Origin of the sequence: Candidatus Phytoplasma pruni, assembly GCF_013391955.1 — a bacterium.
Lineage (GTDB): Bacteria > Bacillota_I > Bacilli_A > Acholeplasmatales > Acholeplasmataceae > Phytoplasma.
This window is the reverse complement of sequence record NZ_JABUOH010000053.1, coordinates 1-16,879: the sequence shown is the minus strand read 5'-3', so window position 1 is coordinate 16,879 and position 16,879 is coordinate 1. Positions and strand designations below refer to the sequence as shown.

Below are 16,879 nucleotides of genomic sequence, written 5' to 3'. Positions count from 1 at the left end.
CTTTAAACTTTTTTATTTATACGAGGATCTAATAAAGCGTAAACAAAATCTAACAATAAGTTAAAAAGGCTAATGAATAAAGCTAATAAAATGATGCTACCTTGCAATACTAAATAATCTCTATTCTCGAATGATGAGATGATTAAACTTCCAATTCCTTTAATGTTGAAAACAAATTCAGTAATTATAGCGCCACCGATTAAATAACTAAACATTAATCCTATATGAGCCACCACAGGAATTAAAGCGTTTTTTAAAGCGTATTTAAACATGATGTGATTCTTGGATAATCCTTTAGCATAAGCTGCTTTGATATAAGGTTGTTCTAATGTTTCTTTCATGCTGGTTTGAGTTATTTTAAAAACTGAAACACTCACGACTAAAGATAAACTTAAAACAGGTAAAATCATCGCTTGTAGAGTGTCAAAACCTGATCTAGGCAAATGAAGCATTTTTCCTAAATATAATTGCATTAAAAAAGCGATAACAAAAGTAGGAGACGACATGACAAAGACAGAAAGACCGTTTAAAAGTAAGTTTTTTTTCTTACCTTGCCAATAAGAAGACAGAACACCGAATAAAATACCTAATAAAGAACCAAAAAAAGTGCTCAATAATGCTAATTTAAAAGTGTTATTGAAAGCTTTAAAAAATAATTTTACGGCTGGTAATTTATCATTATAATACGATTTACCGAAATCAAAATGAAAAAAGATTTGCGTTAAGTAGTTGGTAAATTGTTTTAATAAAGACAAATCAAGACCTAATTCAGCTTTTAAAGCTTTTCTTTGTGCTGGGTTGCCGCCTTTCAGACCTGCAATCGCACTAATAGGATCGCCAGGTATTAATTTAACGGTAAAAAAACTTATAAAAATAACAGATATAAAAATCATCATGTTATAACAAAATTTTTTTGAAATGTATTTTATCATTTTTTATCCTCAAAATTATTTTATTATTTAAAAAAGAATGATGGTTTTTAACCCAAATATAAAAATATTTAATTCGGATTAAAACTCATCATTATTTTTTTATGCTACTTTTTTTATTTTTTCCCAATCTATTCTATAAAAAATATCACATGTAAAGTCTTTTATTTTAGAAGATTTTAAGAAATATACTTTTCCTTCGTAAATAGGTATTACATAAACTTCATCATTTAAAATTTGTTGAACTTCTTTTACTAAAGTCGTATATGTGTCTAAATTACTTTCTTTTTGAGCTTGTCTCAATTTAGAATCAATCGCTTCACCTTTGGCTTGGTCTGTTGCATCGCCTTTTTGAATGTGAGGGAAAGCGTATTCAGAATCCTTTAAGAAATAATCGCATAAAGCTTTGTGGCCGTAACCCATTTCATGCAATTCGCCCAATAAAACCATATTGTAGGAAGAAGTAGGTTCTTTCGTTTCTGCTAAAAAAGTATTAAATTCAGCTTCTTCTGTTGTAACTTCAAAACCAGCTTCTCTTAAACTTTCTGCTATTTTATTAGGAAGTTGAGAACTTTCTTTATCGGTGTAACCTAATTTAATTTTTTTATCTTCAGCTGATAAACCGCTTACTATTTTTTTAGCTTCGTCCATATCGTATTTGCGTTTAATTTGTTCATTGTGTCCAACTAAAAGGCTTGGAACGTAAGTATCTAAGGGAGTTCCAGGTAATTGTAAAGCAGAAATCATTGGAGGGAAATTTAAAGCTAAACTTATTGCTTGACGTGCTGGTTTTTTCGTACGTGCTGCATTCATATAAATTTGCGAACCGTAAGCGTTTGTATTTTCTACTATTTCTAAACCTTTAAGCGCTCCGCTAGATATTTTTTCTTTTAAAGTATTAACTTTATCAGAGGAAACATCCGCAGTTAAATCAATTGTACCTGCTTCTAATTCTTGTAAAGTAGTTTCAAATGATTTTTGAATTTTAACCATCAATTTTTTCGGACTTTCTTTGATGGCATCTTTATTCCAATAATTTTCAAAAAGTTCAAAAGACATTTTGTCATCGCGTTCATAATTAACTAATTTATATGGACCCGCACCGACTTTAACACCTTTATCTTGATCAGCTTCAACTTCAGATTTACATAAAATTCTATATCTTTCTAAAACAGAAGTCCACCATAAAAGATCATTTTTAATTGTAACTTTTACGTTTTTATTATCTACAACTTGCAAATCTTGAATCATATCTGAATAATCATTGTTATTGTTGTTTATTCCTTTTTGAAGAGAATATACAACATCTTCAGCCGTTACAGGTTTGTTATTGTGAAAAAAGATATTATCGCGAAGAGTGAAAGTAATTTCTTTTCCTTCTTTATTCCATTTTTCAGCCAACCTACCAACTGTTTTTTTATTAACATTGTCCTCAACAATTAAAGTATCGTGAACGGCTAAATAAAGTTTTTCGGAAGTTGCAGAACTGGAATGTGTTTTGTTAGTCGGATCAAAACCTTTAATATCAGATGCCCAAACCATATTAACAGTTTCTTTCGCCTTCTGATCTGTCCCTTTTCCACGTTTATAAAAATAAAGCGCACCGCAAACTAATAAAACGCCTAATAAAACGCTAGAAACTATAATTACTAATTTCTTATTATTTTTTATTTTTGACATATATAAAAAATGCTCCTTTTTTGTATTATTTAATAAATTACCGCATATCAATATAAATTATATATGTTTTTTTTTTTTTTTTTTTTTTCAAGGGTTTGGAGAAAATTGTTGCATTTTTTTAATTTTTTATGTCTTATCCGCATCAAAAAGGGTTAAAATATTTGTCCAAAAGGGTTGTTGAAGAAGAAAAGACTTATAAACTTATCTCTCAGAAACTTTTCTCATCATATTTACTAAGAGTATTTTCTAAGGACTAAGAGCATCTTCTCAAAATGAACTCTTTTGGTGTCTGCTGAAAACCAAGAAAAACCAGTTATTAACCAACAAAAAAAGCTATGTTTTTACATAGCTTTTTCATTTCTCTCATTGCTTGATTAACTAATGAGTCTTTTATCTTTTTTTAAACCTTTTCTGCAAAGATTTTTTTCAAATCAGGGTTAAAGGTTTTTTCTTTAATCATTTTTATTTCCTCTTTATAAGGAGCGAAACCGTTAATAAAAGGAGTTTCTAATATTTTGGGCAAAGATAAAAAAGAAGGATGATAAATAATATTAATTAAAGCTTCAAAACCGATATTACCGTAACCAATATTTTCATGACGATCTTTTCGACTACCTAAAATATTTTTAGAATCGTTAATATGAAAAACAGATAAATATTCTTGCCCCACAATAGCATCAAATTCTTCCATCACCGCATCAAAGTTATTTTTAATATCATAACCAGAATCAAAAACATGACAAGTATCAAAACAGACAGAAATCCTTTTTTTATCTTCAATCAAAGTAATAATATCTTTTAAATCTTGAAAAGAAGCACCTATTTCGTTTCCTTTGCCAGCCATAGTTTCTAAAGCGATCCCCACCTTTAAACCAGCAGTATTTTTAAAAATTTGGTTGATGCCGGAAGCGATAAATTCTATCGCTTCTCTTTTGTTTTTATGCATGTTATTGCCAGGATGAAGCACCATGCGAACAATTTTCATTTGTTCAAATCTGTATAATTCTTTTGTTAAAAATTCAATCGCGAAAGTTCTTTTCGCTAAAGAAGGGTTGGCTAAATTGACAATATAAGGCGCATGTCCTACTAAATCATTAGGGTCTAAATTATGTTGTTTCATTTGTGCGAAAGTTTCTAATAAGTTAGCCTCTTTCAAATCAGATCTAATAGTGTTTTGCGGCGCTCCAGTATAAATCATAAAAGTATTAGCGTCAAAAGATAAACTTTTTTGTAAAGAACCTAAATACATTAAAGGTTTGTTAAAAGGGACATGACTACCTATTTTTATCATTTTTTTTATCTCTTCTTTTGGAAAAATGAGGGTTATTTTTTTTACCATTTTTATTAGGAAAACTCATTTTATCATTTTTTTTATAAAAATTGTATTTATTGTTGGAAGGGTTCGTTTGATGAGAAGTTTGTTTCTTAGGACGAACTTCTTTTTTAACTTCTTCTTGGAAACCGGTTTTAGTTAAAGTGATATTATGAAAATCAATATCATTAAGTTTTTTAATTTTATCCAAGGAAGTTTTATCTTTCTCGTTATAAATCACTAAAACGTTACCGTCTTTACCCATTCTACCTGTACGACCGCTACGGTGTTGGAAAAACTCTAAATTACGGCTCGGCAAGTCATAATGAATAACCCAAGTGATATCTAAATCTAGCCCTCTAGCGGTTAAATCACTGGAAATAATATATTGATATTTCATTTTTTTAATTTCAGCTATATGTTGTTTTCTTTGTTTAACTGATAAGTCAGAAGAAAAGTTTAAAACATTTAAATTAGCTTCTTTTAAACCTTCATAAACCATAAATTGGTCTTTTTTATGAGAAACAAAAATTAAGGCTAAATAAGGGTTTAAAGTTTTAGAAAAATGCACCAAATTATTGATTCTTTTATCAGAAGAACTTTCTAAAGCGTAATATTTTAAATTTATTTTTTGTTCTGAATTAACATCTAAAAATAAAGATTTACCGAAATATTTATTAATGAAAGGTTTCATTGCGGGCGTGATGGAAGCAGAAAATAATAAGATTTTCGGTCGCCATTTAACCAATAAAGGATCTAACCAATTTAACGATTCTTGGTCAAATAACATATCCGCTTCATCTAACACTAAATAAGCAGCTTTAAAAATGTTTAATTTGTTTAAAGTTTGGGTATATTCGCTTAACTTACTTAAAGTAGTGATTACCACAGGAGGTTGTTTTTTTTCCAAACTAGAGAGTATTTTTTGTTTATCCATTCCACCGTAAAAAATCTTTACTTTAGAATTTTGTTTTTCAATTTCTTTTAACATGTTAAAAACTTGAAAAACAAGCTCATTAGTAGGAACAACTATCACCGCTTGAATCATGTTTTTATTCCAGTCTATTTTGCTTAAAATAGGCAATAAATAAGCATGTGTTTTACCTGTTCCTGTAGGAGCGATTCCTACTAAGTTAAAAGGTTTATCAAACTCCTCAAAAAATTTTTTTTGTATCGGAGTAATAGTTTTAAATTTTAATAATTTTAATTTGTCTTGAAGATAGGTCTGCATTATTTCAACCCTTTCTTTTGTGATAACGTAAATCTTTTTCGTCTTTAAACCAACGAAAATAAAAAAAATAAAATAAAAAGTATTTTTTTAGTGTTTTTCCTTTAAAATATTAATAAATAGATCTTTTTGAGAGATCTAAATAAACAATGAAGAAAAGAGAAATCCATGAAAAAAAACAATAAAAAAAATTCCGCCAAAACTAAAAAAAATAATAAAACACCAATGGTAGTTAAAAAAACTAAATTGTTTACTGTTACTAATTTAGTGATTTTGCTAGCTATCTTAGTTTTTTCATTGGTTCCTATTTTAGCCATTTATGAATTTGTGACAAAAAAATAAGGATCAGTTGGAAGCGATTAATATATCAAACCAATTAATCATCAACCCGATTAAGAACCAAAACGATTAAAAACCTAAGAACCCAAATAAAACATATCTTTTTTAAGACATCTCTTCTTTTTTAAAAAAATTAACATAAGACATAAAAAACGAGCTTTTATTTTAAAAGCTCTTTTTTATAGGTATTGCTTTCAAGGTCTTCATAAATAAGTTGTAAAAGCTTATTGTTGAACTTATATTGTTTATTATCGTTTAAAGAAGAATATTCTTTAGTTAATTCAATTGCTTCGTTAATAATAATTTTATGAGACAGTTTTTTTTCCATTAATTCGAAAGTAGCTAAACGAATAATAGCTTTATCAACTTTATTCAATCTATCTAAAGTATAATCGTATAAGTTTTTTTGGATGATATTATCAATTAAAACAATATTATTAATCAATTGTTCAACAAGAACGATTTTTTCGTTAATATTAGGGTTTTGGACTTGAAGTTCATTGTGGTAAAAATCATATTGGTATAAATTATTAATGATTTTAACCCTTAGTTCTTTCATCTTTTTAGGAGACATATATATTTGGTGGTAATGCAAATTCGTTTGTGGATTTATCATTGCTTTTTCAACAAAGCTTCTTCTAAATTTTTACCCACTTGTTCCCAATTAACAACATTATAAAAAGCTTCTATATAATCTGGGCGACGATTTTGATAATTTAAATAATAAGCATGTTCCCAAACATCAATTCCTAAAAGAGGAGCACCTAAGTTTAAAACCGTATCTTGGTTAGCTGTACTAACTACTTCTAATTTCTGGTGGTGGTTTAAAATTAACCAAGCCCAACCGCTACCAAAAACAGTTTTTGCTTTTAAAGCCATTTGGTCTTTTAAATTTTCGACACTCTGATAATCACGTTCCATCCAGTCTTTTAATTTACCAGTAGGTTGAGTACCATTATTAACTCGTAAAGTTTGCCAAAAAAAGGAATGATTATAATGTCCGCCGCCATTATTTCTAACAGCTGTTCTGGCTTCTTCAGGCACTAAAGATAAGTCTTTTAATAAAACCTCTAAATCAGCGTTAATTTGTGGATGTTTTTCTAAAACAGCATTTAAGTTGTTGACATAAGCTTGATGATGTTTTTGATGATGTATTTCCATCGTTTTAGCATCAATGAAAGGTTCTAAAGCATCATAAGCATAAGGTAATTGAGGTAATTGATATTTTTTCATAATCTTGATCCAAATTCTCCTTTTTTAAATTGACCAATTTCTTGGTAAAGATGTAGTTGACTTTTAAATGATAGCATAATAAAAGTTTCTTCATTAAACATTATAACACTTTTATAAGTGTTAAAAAGGGGTAATTAAGGAAAGTAGGAGTTTCTTTTGATCAAAAGGTTTAAAACTCTTTTAAAACCTTTTTAAGATCGATAAAAAGAGGTTTTTTCATAAAGAATGTTAAAACCATTTATAAAGAAAGTTTGGACTAATTTAATAATTATCAATAATAACAATAATTTATTAATTTAGTCCAAAGTTATCTTTCATCCGCTCTTTTTATCTATGGAAAAAACTTTCTTTTCCTTATTTAGTGAAAAAATGTTTATCTACTTCATTGATCGCGATGAACCAATGATGCAACATTTCGTGATATAAACTAAAGCTTGGTTCGTTAGCGCTCGTTTGAAAACCAATTTGGTTCTTGATTTGGTTACTAACGATATCTATCCTTTTTTTAGTTAAAAAATAGGCTTCATTAGTTTGAGCTTTTTTATAAAATAAAGCTCCTCCTAAACCACCTATTGAAAAAATTAATAAGTACAGAAAAATCTTTTTAAAAAAGATAAAAAACATATATTTTTTTAGTTTCTTTCTAGTTGAGGTTCTTAAGGATATTATTTAATTTCTAAAGATTTCAAGCCCGCTAGGTTCAATAAACTCCAAGGTTTGTTGAAATGAGGGTGGAAAAAGAAATCTACAAACGCTAATTCATCAATAGTCATATTTTTTTGAATACATACACTTAAAGTGTTCATTTTTTCTGTTAAATCAGCGTTAGATAAAATTTGTCCGCCTAAAATCTTACGTGTTTCTTTATCGAAAACTACTTTTAATAAAGCTGATTCATAATCCGGCATAAATTCAGGTCTGTTAGCATCTCTGATTGTTACAGCAGCATAATTTAAACCTAACAATTTAGCGACATTTTCAGTTAAACCAGTAGAAGAAATATTTAAATCATAGATTTTAATACCACTAGTGCCTTGAGTACCTAAATATTTATGTTTATTTTCTTTAATATTCATCCCTATTAAAGTTCCCATTCTAACAGCGTTAGTCGCTAAAGGAATGTATTTAGATTCTTGGGTTGGGTTATAATAAATATTAACACAGTCGCCACAAGCATAAACATCTGGATTAGAAGTTTGCAAGTATTCGTTAACTACTAAAGCACCGTTAGGAGATGTTTTTAAACCATGGCTCACTAATTTAGTATTTGGAATGAAACTAATACACATAATAACCATTTCTGTTTCAAAAACTTCTTTATCAGTGTGGACGTGAGTAATTAACCCATTAGCAGTTTCTAATTTAGAAACTCTTTGTCCTAAAGCCAATTTAACGTTATTTTCAGTAAAAGCATCTTGAGCTAAATCAGTAAATTCTTTATCTAAGTATTTAGACATGATTCTTTCTTCCGCATCAATCAACACTACTTCTTTACCTTGATGAGAGAAAGATTCCGCTAATTCAACGCCAATATAACCAGCACCCACAACAGTAATTTTTTTAATGCCAGAAGCGTATTCAATAATTTCGTTAGCGTGAGCATAGTTTTTGGATAATAATAAATTTTTAGAATCCATTCCGTCTAAGCGAGGAATCACCGGCCAAGAACCAGTGGATAACACTAATTTATCAAAACGATCCACAAACTCTTCGTTAGTTTTTAAGTTTTTAACTACGATTTCTTTTTTATCGAAATCTACTTTTAAAACTTCGTGCTCTAAATTAACATTAGCGCCCATTTGCGTTAATTCATCTGGGTTGGAATAAAATAACCCTCTTCTATCTTGAACAACTCCCCCAATATACAAAGCTATTCCACAAGAAAGAAAGGAAACTGTGTCGTTTCTCTCATAAACAGTTACATCAACATCACTATAATTTTTTTTAATGGTTTTAACCGCAGCAGTTCCTGAATGAGTACACCCTATAACAATAACTTTTAACATGAAAAACCTACCTTATAATTATTTTTATTGAAAATCACATCTTAATTTGTTTTATATCGTTTATTGCTTCCTAAAAAATCTTGCACAACAAAAATAAATAACATTTAAAAAACTTTTACATAATAATTATATCATAATAAAAATATATTCAAATATTATATAATCTATCCTTATTATAACATATTTTGGTTTTAAACCTAAACTTAAATCATTTATTCTTCTGGTAATTTTTCGATAATCATTTCATCCTTAAACTTTTTCAAAATAGTTTTATTAATTTTCACTCTTTTGGCAAAATCATCTTGAGTGAATAATTTCTCTTTACGGTTCATCACAATATTATCCGCCGCTACTTGTCCTAAACCATCAATAGCCACAAAAGGCATTCTTAAATATTTACCCTCTTCAATCACAAATTCGTTCGCTTCTGATTTATTCAAATCAATCGGTAAAAATTTATAACCTAATTGCACCATTTCATAAGCACTTTTTAAAGTATTAATACGACTTTGTTCTTTCACAGTGATTTCCTTTTTAACGGTTTTTTTCATAGTGATTTGCCCATCATCGGGATTTTTATCTGCTTTGCGCAATTCTTTCTCAATTTCGGGCGCTGTTTTCAACATGACATTATAATCAAATTGATCGGCTCTTTTGGAGAAATAACCACTATAGAACAATAAAGGATGATTGACTTTAAACCAAGCGATCCTCATTGCCATTAAAACATAAGCCACAGCATGCGCTTTCGGGAAAAGGTATTTAATTTTGGTTAAAGATTTTAAATACCATTGAGGTATTTTAGCTTCTACGGGAGAAATTAATTTTTCCCATTCTTGGGGATGAGTATGTGGTTTACCTTTGCGGACAAACTCCATGATATCAAAAGCTCGCAAAGGATCAACACCTTTTTCGATTAAAGTATTCATAATTTCATCACGACAAGCGATTACTTGATCAAAAGAAATTTTTTCCTTAATATCTTCTTGGAAATCGCCTTTACCTGCTAAAATATCTTTCGCATTTTGGGTCCAAACATTGGTTCCGTGCGATAAACCCGATACTTTTACTAAAGTAGCGAAATTAAAGGTTTTTTTCTCTTTGTCATAAATATCTTTTAACATCGCGATAACGAAATTGGTACCAAATTCGGGCACAGCGATAGAAGTTTTATTCGGTTCTTTATTAGCGAATAATTCGTATACTTTAATATCATCTAACGGAATATCTTGGTAACGATCAAACGGGAATAAAGTAGGATTTTTTTTCACATAATCCATAAAAAACTTAATTAACATCGGATCATCATGCCCTAAAATATCCATTTTAAATAAATTATTTTCAAAAGAATGGTAATCAAAATGAGTCGTTTTCCATTTAGATTCCGTATCATCAGCTGGATACTGAACTGGCGTAATTTCATAGATTTTATGCCCTTTAGGAACAACTACGATTCCCCCTGGGTGTTGCCCTGTGGAACGTTTCACCCCTTCAATCATCGTGGATCTACGGCTAATTTCGGAAACACGTATTTCCTCATCCAAGCCTTTATCTTTGACAAAGCCTTTCACATAACCATAAGCGTTTCTTTTCGCTACGGTTTGGATAGTTCCGGCTCTAAAAACGTGTTCTTCCCCTAATAACTCTTTAATATAATCATGGGCTTTACTTTGGTAATCTCCCGCGAAATTTAAATCGATATCTGGGGTTTTATTGCCTTCAAAACCTAAAAAGGTTTCAAAAGGAATATCTTGCCCGTTTTTACTAAAATTAACGTGACATTGAGGACATTTTTTATCCGGTAAATCATAGCCAGAATAAGTATGTTCTAAAATATCATAATCATTAGGATCATCTTTTTTAACGTATTTTTGGTATAAAGGGTTTTGTTTCTCTTCTTCAGTCATTTTCATCACGGTGTATTGACATTTTGGACAACGATAATGTGGTCTTAAAGGGTTTACTTCTGTAATTTCTAATACATTAGCGATAATAGAAGAACCAATAGAACCACGAGAACCTACGGAATAACCATCTTCCATGGATTTTTTAACTAATAAATAAGATAAATAATAAATAGGAGTAATACTTTGGTTAGCGTCTTTTTGACTATCATCTCCTAAAATACTTTTCAACTCTTTATCGATTCTTTCTTGAATTAAAGGGTGCACTATTTTGCCGTATAAAGCTTCAATACGCGTCGTAATTAAAACCTTCATTTCTTGCTTAATACTAGGAACCTTTAAATTTTGGGCAAAAGTATCATCTTGCAGAGAAAACAACTGTTTCGGGAAAATTTGAATTTTATCGATTTGTTGGTTTAATAAATGAGGATTATTAATCACTAAATCTTTTCTTAATGCTGCATCTTCGATAAAACTAAAAGCGTCCAACATTTCTTGAGTCGTTAATAAATGATTATCCGGTAAATTTTCAGAGCTAAATTTCGATAATTTATGTAAACCACCACCAATTAATTTAGCGTTGATATACATTTCACGATAAATTTTTTCATACGGATGCAGATAATGAACATCTCCGGTCGCGATAATTATTTTACCTTGTTTTTTGGCTTCATTAATAATTTTTAATAAAGTGTTTTGCACGATAGCCAGAGCGTTAATCTCCGGATCATCGCCACCTAAATCATAAATGACATGTTTATAGGCGTTAAGAGGTTGAACTTCGATATAATCATAAAAAGCGATTGCTTCTGCTAAATCTTGTTCACTCTTGTTTAAAGCTGCCTCAAAAACATTACTATCAAAACAACCACTACCCACTAATAAACCTTCACGATGTTGGTTTAATTTAGATTTCAATAAACGGGGTTTTTTATAAAAATCTTGTGTTAAAGCGTCACTAATTAAATAAAATAAATTTTGGTAACCAGTTTGGTTTTTCGCTAAAACATTAATATGATAAGATCTTTCAAACAAAGTATCAGCCGTCCCTTTTAAATCATAAAAAGTCAGTACTTCTTGTTCTTCTAATTTCTTCATCATTTCGATATAAACCAAAGCGGTAGTTTCGGAATCGTATAAAGCTCTGTGACTATGTCCTTCTAAAGTTGGTTTAGCTTTAAAAACTTTCGCCAATCTTTTTAAAGAAAAAAACTTTAAAAATTGGTTGAAATATTTTTGCGATAAAGGCATAGTATCTATCACAGGTTGAGGTTCATAAACAAGACCTAATCTTTGCACGTTTTCCAATAAGAAACCCATATCAAAAGAGGCGTTATGAGCGATTAAAGTATAACCTTTCGCAAACTCTAAAAACTGCGGCAAAATAGCATCAATAGTGGGTTTGCCCTCTAAATCTTGGTTCGTAATCTGAGTAATTTCTTGAATTCTCGGGTTTAATTTGGTTTGCGGATTCACTAATTCATCAAACATTTCCTCTGTGATTTTACCGTTTTCAATTCTCACAGCCGATATTTCAATAATTTTATCTCTTATTTTCGAAAAACCAGTGGTTTCTAAATCGAAAACAACGTATTTATGGTTTTTTAACGTAAAATCAGGGAATTGGGGATATTGTTCTTGGTTAGTGATATAAAGGGGGGTTTCTGCGATAAAATCGAATTCAGCCCCTAAAATAGGTTTTATTTTTTTACCACGTAGATGTTTTTCTATTTCTGGAAAAGCATAAACTCCGTTATGATCGGTGAACGCGATGGCTTCATGACCCCATTTTTCCGCTATATCAAGATAATCTTTCACACTTGTGACCGCATCTAAATTAGACATTTTCGTATGCAGGTGAAATTCAATTCTTTTTTGCTCCGGATAATCATCTTTTCTTTGGTACATCAAAGGCACATGATCGAGGACTTGATATTTAGGAGTCCCATTTTTAGGAGTAAAATTAAAATAGTATTCTTGGTTTTTAGCGTTAAAATCAACAAAAGTCTCTATTTCTACTAAAACACCTTCTTGAAAATCTTTTTGAATTTGGGAGTAAGAAGCATTAGTTTTACCTTTATAACTTTGGTTGAAAAAGCTTTTATATTCGATAGCATCTTGTTTGGTTTCAGGATCTACTAAAAAAAACTTCACTAAAACGCTTTGGTTATTTTTAATAGGTAATTCGGTCATTTGTTGCACATAACCTTTAACCCTAAATGCAGGATTATTTTGTTTAAAGGTTTTTAAAGCGCTGTTTTTAACCGGAATATCTTTAAAAGATATTAAAGGTAGTCCGTTATGTTCCCATTGTTGCTGTCTTTTTTCAGCCATTATATCACCTTTATTAAGGAATTGGTAAAAACATTGGTGTTCTTCTGCAAATAATTTTTGCAAACTCGGTAGCAGATCCAGTTGAGTCAGGGTGTTTTTTAAATAAGGAGGAAAATCAAACTCACAAGTTTTCTTCTCTACATCGATCAAAGGCGTTTGATCCAAAATCTTATATATTTCGTGTTCCTGCTTTTGAGCGATAATATGGATTAAATTAATTTTAAATTTTTCTTCCGAAGTTAATTCATCTTTCTCCAGATTATTAAAACCACCTATAGTAGGATCTTTTAACTCTGATAGAGTTAAAAGATCTGGATATTCCGGTATAAAATCTAAAGCTATGCCATAACGGTGGAGAAAAAAAGTGTTTAATTCCTTTAAAATATCAGTTCGATGGAAATATTTTAAAAGAATTGGATTTAAGCGAAAGATAGCTTTTTTATCTTCCCAAGAAATGGTCGGCGTGGTATTGAAAAGATCAAAAAAAGACTCGTTAGATAATTCTTTTTTCTGTTGCAGAATATATTGGAATTGTTTTTCCCAGACTTTCTCATCTTTTAAATGGTTAAAATGATGGAATTCATAACGCACATCAAAAGACATGTTTTTCACGCCTTCTTTAGTGTAAGTGTCAAAAAAAACTTGTAAACTTTGACGGAACTCATCTAAAAGCACAGCTTCAGCAGGGAATTCTTCCGCGGTCACAAAAAAGGTCCAACTAATGCGGGACGGATCTACCAATACTTCTTGTAATTGAAATTGTTGTAATTCGGGGTTTTTTAAGGTTTGGAGAAATTCTTCGAACTTATGAGACATTTTTTTACTCTTTTTATTTTTAAATTTTAAAATCAGTGGGAGATATAAAAAAGAAAAACACATGAATTTCATGTGAATATAAGGAATAAATATTATTTTGTTTGGTACTGATGATCGGACTTGAACCGATATGAGTTTAACCTCGTTTGATTTTGAGTCAAATGCGTCTGCCAATTTCGCCACACCAGCATACATTTTAATTATAACATAATTAAAAATATTCTGAATCTTTTTTGCAAAAGGTTTTTTTCTTAAAAAAATAATCCTACTTATTAATGGATAATATATATTCTAAAAGAGAAACTTTTTAGGCTTCTTAATAATTTTAAAATAAAAAGATTGATTTGTCAATGTTTTTTTAAAAAAGAGAGTCTCTTTGAGAGACTCTCTTTTTCAAGATAATTCACACAACGGGTTTTTCATTATTCTTTTTCTTTTTATAAAAAATATTTTATTCTTGATATCTATACATCCTACAAACGGCATTATTGCGTTCGCGTTTTCTGATTCTTTGTCCTTTTTGATTGTATTCGTATGTATTTTCTAATAAATTAAAATTTTTCTTTGGTTTGGTACAAATACCTTTTTTATTATAAGTCGCCATTCCTTGGTACAATTTTTTAATTTTTTGTCCTTTTTCGTTATATTGATAACTATAAGTGATCGTATAAGCTTGATCTGTGTGCCAGAAATGAAAGTCCGTTTTTTTAACCAATTGGCCTTTTTGGTTATATTCAAACTCTTTTTTAACGACTTTATTATGGTCTAAAAGACGTACTAATTGGTTTTTATCGTTATAATGATAAGTAAAAAAATCTAATTCCTTATTATTACCATATTTATCGCCATAACTTTTAACCAATTGACCTTGAGCGTTATATTCGTAAAAATAATTGTTTAAACCAGCTTTATATTTTTTTCTCACTAACAAGCCTTGTTCGTTATACTTATAAAACGCTAACATAACGTTATATTTATCCGTCTTCATAACGGGTTTATTTAACATAATATTAGGTTGATAAACATCATTTTCTACTTCTTGTTCTAAGTTAGCTTGATAAACTGTTTGACAAAGAGGTTGCAGAAGATTAGACTTTTTAGAAGGTTTTTTCTTACGAGAAAAACCTTGTCCTTTCTGTTCAACAGTTAAGGAAGAAGGAGAAACTGGAGGAGAAAAGATATTAATATTTTTTCTGATAAGACAATATAACCCTAAACAGACACACGACAGAAAAACACTTTTACGAAATAAGAAAGAAAATATTTTTTTAGGAATCGACATTTTCATTAATGATTTACTTTTTCTAATGGAATTTTTTTGGCCTAAGCCATCTTTTATTGTAATGAAAAAAACTTTTTTTAATGAACGAAATGAATGATAAAAACAAAAAAGAAAAAATTTTTAAAAAGAAAGAAATTTCTTTAGGTTTTAATTTAGTTCTCAAGATGTCTTTTTCCAGAATCTTTCTTTATAAAACGACCTAAAAAAGGTCTTTTTATAAAGAAAGAGGGTTTTATCCTTTTCATATGATTTTCACTGTTGAGAAATACTTTTACCTGTTATAATGAAAATAGATTTGTAAATATTTTATCCATTATAAAATCAAAATTATATAATAATAGAAAGGTAAAGATAAAAACAAAGGAGATTTCGGTCTACCTTTAAATATAAATTATTATTCATATTTTTTTGTTTTGTTGATTAACTTTTATCAAAAAAAATATTTTTTTTGATAAACTAATTCTTTTTTTAAATTATATTTTTTCTCACCTTATTTTTCAAAACCAACTGATAATAATAGAAAGGTAATAAAAATATATGAAGGGCGATGATTCCCAATCTTCCTTGAAATATAAATTATTATTATTAATGTTTTTGGTGATTCTTTTCTTTTTAGTAATTTTATTTTGTTATCAACAATATAATAAAAGCGCTGTTAACGATGCTACCAAAACAAAACCATTAATAAAAAACAAAGTAGATACTTTAAAAATAACTTTCCCTCAAAAAGATAATGTCTTGATCGAAATAGAACCAACCACTTATAGAGTTATCAGAATACAATTATCTGAAGGTCAACTTTTTCAATTCGATAAAAATAACAAGTTAATCCTGCCTTCCGAGGATAAAACGCCTTTATTAGACCCTAATGAAACTACTCAAAGTTTTAGTTCAGAAAATGTTCTTCCTAATGAATCTTTTTTTGACAAAAACGGTATTATTAGTTTTATAATTGATGTCAAAACAAAAACTCTCCAAGAGTTAACTATTTACGAACAGAAAAAGAAAAACGTCATTAATTACGAAATCAAAAGCGGTCAAGCTTTAACTAAAACCATCTTTTTTGATAAAAATAATTTTATTGAATATGATTTAAAGAAAAATAAACTACAAAAGATTTCTTTCCAAAAAGAAGGGAAAGAACCTTTTGTAGTTCATTTCAATGAAAAAAACGAAGCCATTTATAAAAATGATCCTGCTTATGTGAAAGAAATAACAGAACCAAACATTAAGAGTAAAACCATATCATCTACATTTTTCCCCGCGAAAGAAACAGATCCTCTCTTAAAAGAAGAAATGGAATGTGAAATAAACCCTAACAACAATAAATTAACCAAATTCATTAACCCTGTGGAAACTATCACCTTTGACGAAGAAACAGGCTCAGAATTAAAAAGAGAATTTTTTTGTAATAAAAATTATGGGCAAATTATTATTGAAAGAAATATCAAAAATAACGCTATTGCCTCTATTAGAACTATTATGTCAGATCCATTCGATTTAGAAGGGGAGGATAGTATCTTTAGTTGGACCTTAGATCCAAAAAATCAATTAATATTCATGGATCCAGTAAAAGAAACAAAATTAAAATCTCGTGATAGTGAAGAAAACAAATGGATTTTTGAATTGCCTTGTGAAAAAAACTTTATAATAGATCCTAAAACAAGAAATATTCTTTCTTCGCAAAATTTAATGGAACAAAGAAAAATAAAGTTGGATTATAGTTCTCACTCTTCTTTTGAAAATGTTTTTTTATTTACTATTTTTTAAAAAAATAAATAAAAAAAACACCCTTATAAATAATTAAAAAGAGCTA

13 protein-coding genes and 1 tRNA gene are annotated in these 16,879 nt (G+C 29.2%); 3 read left to right on the top strand and 11 right to left on the bottom strand.

Annotated elements, in window-relative coordinates; translation table 11 throughout:
* Positions 1-2 precede the first annotated feature (2 nt).
* The 4 genes from HR065_RS02590 to HR065_RS02575 form a co-directional block, all read right to left on the bottom strand.
* A complete protein-coding gene (locus HR065_RS02590) occupies positions 3-932 on the bottom strand; it encodes an ABC transporter permease (protein WP_178734343.1) in 930 nt (309 codons plus the stop codon).
* 99 nt (positions 933-1,031) lie between these two features.
* Complete coding sequence (locus HR065_RS02585; protein ID WP_178734342.1) at positions 1,032-2,609, bottom strand: ABC transporter substrate-binding protein; 1,578 nt, start codon at positions 2,607-2,609, stop codon at positions 1,032-1,034.
* A 400-nt stretch (positions 2,610-3,009) separates the two neighbouring features.
* The gene (locus HR065_RS02580) at positions 3,010-3,900 is read right to left on the bottom strand and encodes a deoxyribonuclease IV (RefSeq protein WP_178734341.1); all 891 of its coding nucleotides are present in this window, start codon (positions 3,898-3,900) and stop codon (positions 3,010-3,012) included.
* Positions 3,884-5,152 carry a DEAD/DEAH box helicase gene (locus HR065_RS02575; RefSeq protein ID WP_178734340.1) on the bottom strand — a complete coding sequence of 423 codons (1,269 nt, stop codon included), beginning with the start codon at positions 5,150-5,152 and terminating at the stop codon, positions 3,884-3,886. The genes HR065_RS02580 and HR065_RS02575 overlap by 17 nt, the downstream gene beginning before the upstream one ends.
* Positions 5,153-5,317: 165 nt before the next feature.
* Here HR065_RS02575 and HR065_RS02570 point away from each other — a divergent pair, with 165 nt between their 5' ends.
* Positions 5,318-5,491: a hypothetical protein gene (locus HR065_RS02570; protein ID WP_178734339.1), complete on the top strand. Its 174-nt coding sequence runs from the start codon at positions 5,318-5,320 to the stop codon at positions 5,489-5,491.
* Between the two features lie 157 nt (positions 5,492-5,648).
* Here the strand turns inward: HR065_RS02570 and HR065_RS02565 are convergent, their stop codons facing one another.
* The 7 genes from HR065_RS02565 to HR065_RS02535 all read right to left on the bottom strand — a co-directional run bounded on the left by HR065_RS02565 (position 5,649) and on the right by HR065_RS02535 (position 15,069).
* Positions 5,649-6,104 carry a transcription antitermination protein NusB gene (locus HR065_RS02565; protein ID WP_178734338.1) on the bottom strand — a complete coding sequence of 152 codons (456 nt, stop codon included), beginning with the start codon at positions 6,102-6,104 and terminating at the stop codon, positions 5,649-5,651.
* Positions 6,101-6,721 (bottom strand): superoxide dismutase, encoded by a 621-nt coding sequence (locus HR065_RS02560; RefSeq protein ID WP_178734337.1) that lies wholly within the window; start codon positions 6,719-6,721, stop codon positions 6,101-6,103. Before HR065_RS02560 ends, HR065_RS02565 begins: the two co-directional genes overlap by 4 nt.
* 354 nt (positions 6,722-7,075) lie before the next feature.
* A complete protein-coding gene (locus HR065_RS02555; protein WP_178734336.1) occupies positions 7,076-7,345 on the bottom strand; it encodes a hypothetical protein in 270 nt (89 codons plus the stop codon).
* A gap of 41 nt (positions 7,346-7,386) precedes the next feature.
* Complete coding sequence (locus HR065_RS02550) at positions 7,387-8,727, bottom strand: FAD-dependent oxidoreductase (protein WP_178734335.1); 1,341 nt, start codon at positions 8,725-8,727, stop codon at positions 7,387-7,389.
* A gap of 212 nt (positions 8,728-8,939) precedes the next feature.
* Positions 8,940-13,781, bottom strand: coding sequence for a PolC-type DNA polymerase III (locus tag HR065_RS02545; protein ID WP_178734334.1), 4,842 nt, complete (start codon positions 13,779-13,781; stop codon positions 8,940-8,942).
* 102 nt (positions 13,782-13,883) lie between these two features.
* A tRNA-Leu gene (locus HR065_RS02540) sits at positions 13,884-13,970 on the bottom strand.
* A gap of 262 nt (positions 13,971-14,232) precedes the next feature.
* On the bottom strand, positions 14,233-15,069 hold the full coding sequence (locus HR065_RS02535) for a hypothetical protein (protein ID WP_178734333.1): 837 nt from the start codon (positions 15,067-15,069) through the stop codon (positions 14,233-14,235).
* A 74-nt stretch (positions 15,070-15,143) separates the two neighbouring features.
* On the opposite strand from HR065_RS02535, the gene HR065_RS03735 reads away from it, so the two are divergent.
* On the top strand, positions 15,144-15,266 hold the full coding sequence (locus HR065_RS03735) for a hypothetical protein (protein WP_280527668.1): 123 nt from the start codon (positions 15,144-15,146) through the stop codon (positions 15,264-15,266).
* A 334-nt stretch (positions 15,267-15,600) separates the two neighbouring features.
* The gene (locus HR065_RS02530) at positions 15,601-16,833 is read left to right on the top strand and encodes a hypothetical protein (protein ID WP_178734332.1); all 1,233 of its coding nucleotides are present in this window, start codon (positions 15,601-15,603) and stop codon (positions 16,831-16,833) included.
* Positions 16,834-16,879 lie beyond the last annotated feature (46 nt).